The organism is Ponticoccus sp. (in: a-proteobacteria) (assembly GCF_048381735.1).
Genome location: NZ_JBLXGL010000002.1, coordinates 600,927 through 607,820, shown reverse-complemented (window position 1 = coordinate 607,820; position 6,894 = coordinate 600,927). Strand labels below are relative to the sequence as shown.

General features: G+C 66.2%; 6 protein-coding genes. 4 read left to right on the top strand and 2 right to left on the bottom strand.

Annotated features, from left to right (window positions below):
- Together tsaA and ACN5KJ_RS07050 are read right to left on the bottom strand one after the other, a co-directional pair.
- The coding region (tsaA, locus tag ACN5KJ_RS07055) for a tRNA (N6-threonylcarbamoyladenosine(37)-N6)-methyltransferase TrmO (RefSeq protein ID WP_418592918.1) at positions 1-475 on the bottom strand (475 nt) is incomplete at its 3' end.
- Between the two features lie 443 nt (positions 476-918).
- On the bottom strand, positions 919-1,683 hold the full coding sequence (locus tag ACN5KJ_RS07050) for a DeoR family transcriptional regulator (protein WP_206563038.1): 765 nt from the start codon (positions 1,681-1,683) through the stop codon (positions 919-921).
- 231 nt (positions 1,684-1,914) lie between these two features.
- Here ACN5KJ_RS07050 and glpD point away from each other — a divergent pair, with 231 nt between their 5' ends.
- The 4 genes from glpD to ACN5KJ_RS07030 all read left to right on the top strand — a co-directional run bounded on the left by glpD (position 1,915) and on the right by ACN5KJ_RS07030 (position 6,894).
- Positions 1,915-3,507 carry a glycerol-3-phosphate dehydrogenase gene (gene glpD / locus ACN5KJ_RS07045; protein WP_418592916.1) on the top strand — a complete coding sequence of 531 codons (1,593 nt, stop codon included), beginning with the start codon at positions 1,915-1,917 and terminating at the stop codon, positions 3,505-3,507.
- Positions 3,508-3,520: 13 nt separating this feature from the next.
- The gene (locus ACN5KJ_RS07040; RefSeq protein WP_418592915.1) at positions 3,521-4,609 is read left to right on the top strand and encodes an ABC transporter ATP-binding protein; all 1,089 of its coding nucleotides are present in this window, start codon (positions 3,521-3,523) and stop codon (positions 4,607-4,609) included.
- Between the two features lie 10 nt (positions 4,610-4,619).
- Positions 4,620-5,696, top strand: a complete 1,077-nt coding sequence (locus ACN5KJ_RS07035) for an ABC transporter ATP-binding protein (protein WP_418592913.1) — start codon at positions 4,620-4,622, stop codon at positions 5,694-5,696.
- Between the two features lie 328 nt (positions 5,697-6,024).
- Entirely contained in the window at positions 6,025-6,894 is an 870-nt protein-coding gene (locus ACN5KJ_RS07030) for a sugar ABC transporter permease (RefSeq protein WP_347166512.1), read from the top strand.

Below are 6,894 nucleotides of genomic sequence, written 5' to 3'. Positions count from 1 at the left end.
GGCTGTCGCCGGGCTGCGGGGGCGCCTTCGGGGTAAAGGCGCAGCGGTCCGGCTTGAGGTCGAGCAACGGCGTGCCGTCGACGCAATCGAGTCCCTGCACATGCAGCACGGGCCCCTCGATCCGCAGCAGCCGCACCATCGACGTGCCGATCGGGTTGGGCCGCGCGGGCGAGCGCAGGGCAAAGGTGCCCACGGTGCTGCCGTCACTGCGCGGGCTTTGCCGCGTCAGGTCGCGGCGGCTTTGGTCCAGCCAGTACAGCACCTCGATGCTGTCATAGGCCTCCAGCCCCTCGAGCGCGTCCAGCCAGAGCGGATCAAGCTCGATCCTGCATTCCGGCCCGTCGATGCGGCCCTGCCGGGGGCAGTCCGCCCGGTCGTGCCAGGGTGTGCGAATCCGGCCGATGAAGCGCAGCGCGCCATCCGAGGGCGGCGCAACCGGGACGGTTCTTTCATTCTCGCGGAGATCATCGGACATGGGCGCCGCCTCCTGTAATTTGTGCAGTTGAACATGAGCAGAGGATCGGCATGTTTCTCGGCTTTCAGAAAGAATGCCCACAAAAAACCGGAGATGCCAGCAGGCATCTTGGACGCCTGCCACCCGGGGCGGTGTCACCTCTGGGACAGAATACAAGGCAATGCATGATTTTGCAGCGCATCGGACAGAAAACCGAACCCGTTGGGGACACCAAGGTCAGCGACCTGCCGTTTCGACCCGAAAGGCCCGGACCCGCATGGCAAAAAAGTTTCCCCGCTCCGATGCCGGCCAGGCCGGGACGACGCGCGGCGCCATCGCGCGGAAGACCGGTCGGCGCATCGCGGGGACCGGCGCACCGTCACAGAAGCCCGCCACCCTACCGGGGCGGGCTGGCGCCCCGAACCGCGCCGCCTTCAGGCCGCACCGGCCCTGCCACGAAACCGTCACCCCGGGGTGACCGAGACCTCTGTGCCCCAGTCGCGGCAGGCGGCGGCAAGGCCCGCCCCCGGCGAGCGGTCGGTAAAGAAGACATCGACCTCGCCCAGCGAACAGATCCGCGCCGGGGCGCTGCGCTTGAACTTGGAATGGTCGGCGACAAGGAAGGTCCGCCGGGACTGCTGCAGGATCGACTGGCTGACGCCGACCTCCTGTATGTCGAAATCCAGAAGATCGCCGTCGCGGTCCAGCGCCGAGCATCCGATCACCGCGAGGTCGAACTTGAACTTGCGGATCGTGTCGGTGGCAAGGCTGCCGATCAACCCGCCATCGGCGCGGCGCAGGTGGCCGCCGGTCACCACCACCTCGCAAGAGGCATTGGCCGCAAGGATCGTGGCCACGTTGATATTGTTGGTCACCACCATCAGCCCGTCGTGGTGCAGAAGCTCGCGGGCGACCGCCTCTGTGCTGGTGCCGATGTTCAGGAAAAGCGAGATGTCGTTGGGAATGCGCGCGGCGCAGGCCTGCGCAATGGCCGCCTTGGCGCCGGGGTTCAGGGCGCGGCGCTCTTCGTAGCCGATGTTCATCGTGCCCGAGGGCAGCACCGCGCCGCCATGGACCCGGTCCAGCCGCCCGGCCTCGGCCAGATCGGTCAGGTCGCGGCGGATGGTCTGATGGGTCACGCCGAAATGCGCGGCCAGCCCTTCGACCGTGACCCTGCCGTCACGCCGCGCGATCTCGAGGATTTCCGGATGGCGAAAGGTCTGCGACATGCCCGGCTTTCGAAAATGTTCGGTTTTGCGCGGATCATGCGAAGATGCTGGCGCAGGTGCAAGCGCGATTCGCAAATTGCTGCCATGCGGCGCCACTTTTGCTGCATACGCATCCATGACGGGAGAAATTTTCCCCGCAAAAACAAGCGACCCGCAAAAAGGAACGAAAACGAAAAATTCTTGTTGCGAAAATGCGCGTCTGCCGCCAGTTTCAGCATCGGGAGGATCGTCGTGGATCAGGATCGACCGAAAACAACCGACCTGTTCGTGATCGGGGGCGGCATCAACGGCTGCGGCATCGCGCGCGATGCGGCGGGGCGCGGGCTGACCGTCACGCTGGCCGAGATGAACGACCTCGCCTCGGCCACCTCCTCTGCCTCGACAAAGCTGTTTCACGGCGGGCTGCGCTACCTCGAATATTTCGAGTTCCGCCTCGTCCGCGAGGCGCTGATCGAACGCGAGACGCTTCTGCGCGCCATGCCGCATATCTCCTGGCCGATGCGCTTCGTGCTGCCCTACCACCGCGACATGCGCTTCGACAGCGAAACGCCGACCTCGCGGCTTCTGGGCCTGTTCATGCCGTGGATGAAGGGCCGCCGCCCGGCCTGGCTGATCCGGCTGGGCCTCTTCCTTTACGACACGCTGGGCGGACGGCAGATCCTGCCGGGCACCGCGCGCCTTGATCTGAGAACCGCTGCCGAGGGCGCGCCGCTTCAGGATCACTTTGAAAAGGCTTATGAATATTCCGACTGCTGGGTCGAGGATTCGCGGCTTGTCGTGCTGAACGCCCGCGACGCCGAGGCCCACGGCGCCAAGATCCTGACCCGCACGGCGGTCCTGTCGGCAGAGCGCGCCGGAGAGCTTTGGCGGATCGAGACCGAGGACCGCGAGACCGGCGCCCGCCAGACACACAGCGCCCGGATGCTGGTGAACGCGGGCGGGCCCTGGGTCGGCGACATCCTTCAGTCCAAGGTCCGGGTGAACACCCGCGAAGGCGTGCGGCTGGTGCGCGGCTCGCATATCGTGACCCGGCGGCTCTACGACCACGACAAATGCTATTTCTTTCAGGGCACCGACGGGCGGATCATCTTCGCGATCCCCTACGAGACCGACTTCACCCTGATCGGCACCACCGACGCGGAACACGCCGACCCCGCGCAGACGCCGGAATGCACGCCCGCGGAACGCCAGTACCTGCTGGATTTCGCGAATACCTACTTCCGCCAGAGGCTGTCGGACGCGGATATCGTCTGGACCTACTCGGGTGTGCGGCCGCTGTATGACGACGGCGCCTCCAGCGCCACGGCGGCGACGCGGGACTACACGCTGAAGGTCGACAAGGCGGGCGGCGCGCCGCTGCTGAACGTCTTCGGCGGCAAGATCACCACCTACCGCCGCCTCGCCGAAAGCGCGCTGGAGAAGATCGGCGCAGAGCTTCCGGGCGTCATCGGCCCATGGACGGCGGGCGTACCGCTGCCCGGCGGGGATTTCCCCGTCGAAGGGTTCGAGGCGCTGGTGGACGACCTGACCGCCCGCTTCCCCTTCCTGACGCCCTTCCACGCGCGCCGCCTGTGCCGCGCCTACGGAACAGAGGCCGCGCAGGTCCCGGGTCAGGCCCGCTGCGCCGAGGACATGGGGCGCGACTTCGGCGCGACCCTGACAGAGGCAGAGGTCCGCTGGCTGATGGACAAGGAATTCGCGCGCACCGCCGAGGACGTGGTGTGGCGCCGCAACAAGCTGGGGCTGCGCATGGACGCGGACCAGATCGCCGCTCTGGACGCGTGGATGGCAGACCGCCCGTCCCGCGCCCGCGCGGCGGAATAAGGAGGAGCACGGCGTGACGCTGGAACTGAAAGGCGTGTCGAAAGAGGTGGAGGGCCAGACCCACATCCACCCCACCGACCTGACGCTGGAAAAGGGCACGATGAACGTGCTGCTGGGGCCGACGCTGTCGGGCAAGACATCCCTGATGCGGCTGATGGCCGGTCTGGATCAGCCCGCCACCGGCAAGGTCTTCTGGCAGGGCGAGGACGTGACCGGCCAGCGCGTGCAGGATCGCAAGGTCGCCATGGTCTACCAGCAGTTCATCAACTACCCCTCGATGAGCGTCTACGACAACATCGCCTCTCCAATGAAGCTGATGGGGGTCGACAAGGCCGAGATCGACCGCCGCGTGCGCGAGACCGCCGAGATGATGCAGCTGACGCCGATGCTGACCCGCAAGCCGCTGGAACTGTCCGGCGGCCAGCAGCAGCGCTGCGCGCTGGCCCGCGCGCTGGTCAAGAACGCCGGGCTGGTGCTGCTGGACGAACCGCTGGCGAACCTCGATTACAAGCTGCGCGAAGAGCTGCGGGCCGAGATCCCGCGCATCTTCGAGGCCTCGGGCAGCATCTTCGTCTATGCCACCACCGAACCCGAAGAGGCGCTGCTTCTGGGCGGCAACACCGCGACGCTCTGGGAGGGGCGCGTGACCCAGTTCGGCCCCACGCCGGATGTCTACCGCAAGCCGGTCGATGCCACGACCGCGCGGGTCTTCAGCGATCCGCCGATGAACTTCCTGCAGGTCTCCAAGACCGGCGGCAAGCTGATGTTCGGCAAGGGCGCCACCGCCGCCGCAACCGGCCCGCTGGCCGACCTGCCCGACGGGCGCTACACGGCGGGCTTCCGGCCCAACCATCTGGAAATCGGGCGGCATTCCCCCGAGGCGGTAGAGTTCACCTGCACCCTGACGGTGACGGAACTGACCGGGTCCGAGACCTTCGTGCACCTCGACCACCACGGCGAGCGCTGGGTCGGGCTGGTGCATGGCGTGCACGAGCTTGGCGCGGGCGAGGCCCTGAAGGTCTACCTGGACCCGCGCCACGTCTACATCTTTTCCGAGGAGGGCGCGCTGGTCGCCCCGGCCTCTTACGCGCTGGCAGCCTGAGGGGGACGACATGGCACGGATCACGCTGGACAACCTCGCCCACAGCTACCTCAAGGCCCCCGCATCCGAGGACGATTATGCGCTGAAGGAGCTGAACCACGACTGGGAGGACGGCGCCGCCTACGCGCTGCTGGGCGCCTCGGGCTGCGGCAAGTCCACGCTTCTGAACATCATTTCGGGGCTGCTGATGCCCTCGCAGGGGCGCATCCTGTTTGACGGCCAGGACGTGACCCATGCCGCGACGGCGGAACGCAATATCGCGCAGGTCTTCCAGTTCCCGGTGGTCTACGACACCATGACCGTGCGCGACAACCTCGCCTTCCCGCTGCGCAACCGGGGCCGCGACGAGACCTATGTCGCCGAGCGCGTGCAGGAAATCGCGCGCATGATCGGCATGGAGGACTGGCTTGACCGCAAGGCCCGCGGGCTGACGGCGGATGCCAAGCAGAAGATCAGCCTGGGCCGCGGCATGGTCCGCAAGGACGTGAACGCGCTGCTCTTCGACGAGCCGCTGACGGTGATCGACCCGCACATGAAGTGGGAGCTGCGCACCCAGCTGAAGAAGCTGCACCACGATTTCGGCCACACGATGATCTACGTGACCCACGACCAGACAGAGGCGCTGACCTTCGCCGACAAGGTGGTGGTGATGTACGACGGCCGCGTCGTCCAGATCGGCACCCCCGAAGAGCTGTTCGAACGGCCCGAGCATACCTTCGTGGGCTATTTCATCGGCTCGCCGGGCATGAACGTCATCCCCGCCAGGGTCGAGGGCAACCGCGCCTATATCGACGGGACGGAACTGCCGCTGGCCGCCGGATACGGGCCGCTGTCCGGCAAGGTCGAGATCGGCGTCCGGCCCGAGTTCGCGCGGCTGTCGGCCTCCGAAGGGCTGCCGGTCAAGGTCCGCCGTGTCGAGGACGTGGGCCGCCACAAGATCATCCGCGCCGAGTTCTTCGGCCACGACATCAACATCATCGCCGCAGAGGACGAACCCGTGGGCAGCGACATGACCCGCGTCCGCTTCGACCCGGGGCATGTGAACGTCTACAACGACGACTGGCTTGTGCGGGGGGCGGCGGCATGAGGCTTTCCCGATCCGGTTTTCGCGCAGCGTCGCTTTCTCGACCGTCAACCATGTCCACAGCCGAAACGTGCATGGTCATCGGCTGCGTATCGGGGGGGCGCTTCGAGGTGTCCAAGCGCATCGGGAGGCGCGCATGCGCCATGCCCGACCTCGGGAGGGCCGTGCTGCCGGGTGCTTCGGTCGCTTCTCAGACCCAAGGCCGCAGCGCGCGCGTCACTCGCTGGAAGGATGCCCTCCCGGGGGGGAGGTCGGGCATGGCGCATGCGCGCCGTGTTGCGGCCAAGACCGCTGTTGCCCCGCATGTTCGGACCGAAGAAGGAGCCGCCTGATGGAAAAGACCGTCAACCAGAAAGCCTGGTTCCTCGTGCTGCCGGTGCTCTTGCTCGTGGCCTTCTCTGCCGTGATCCCGCTGATGACCGTCGTCAATTACTCGGTGCAGGACACCTTCGGGAACAACCAGTTCTTCTGGGCGGGCCTCGAGTGGTTCGAAGAGATGCTGCACGACGACCGCATGTGGAACTCGCTGCGGCGGCAGCTTCTGTTCTCGGGCATCATCCTCGCCATCGAGGTGCCGCTGGGCATCTTCGTGGCGCTGAACATGCCGAAGTCGGGCTTCTGGTCCAGCTTCTGCCTTGTGCTGATGTCGCTGCCGCTGCTGATCCCGTGGAACGTGGTGGGCACCATCTGGCAGATCTTCGGGCGGGTCGACATCGGCCTTCTGGGCTACACGCTGGACAAGCTGGGGATCGATTACAACTACACGCAGGACACCCTCGCGGCCTGGATCACCATCATCGTGATGGATGTCTGGCACTGGACCTCGCTGGTGGCACTGCTGGCCTTCGCGGGCCTGAAGTCGATCCCCGACGCCTATTACCAGGCCGCCAAGATCGACCAGGCGAGCCGCTGGAAGGTCTTCCGCTACATCGAGCTGCCCAAGATGGCGGGCGTGCTGATGATCGCGATCCTCTTGCGCTTCATGGACAGCTTCATGATCTACACCGAACCCTTCGTCGTCACCGGAGGCGGCCCGGGCAATGCCACGACGCTTCTGTCCATCGACCTGGTGAAGATGGCTCTGGGGCAGTTCGACCTCGGCCCCGCCGCCGCCTTCAGCCTGATGTACTTCCTCGTCATCCTGCTGATTTCCTGGGTGTTCTACACCGTCATGACCAACCTCGACAAAAGGGGGATGTAA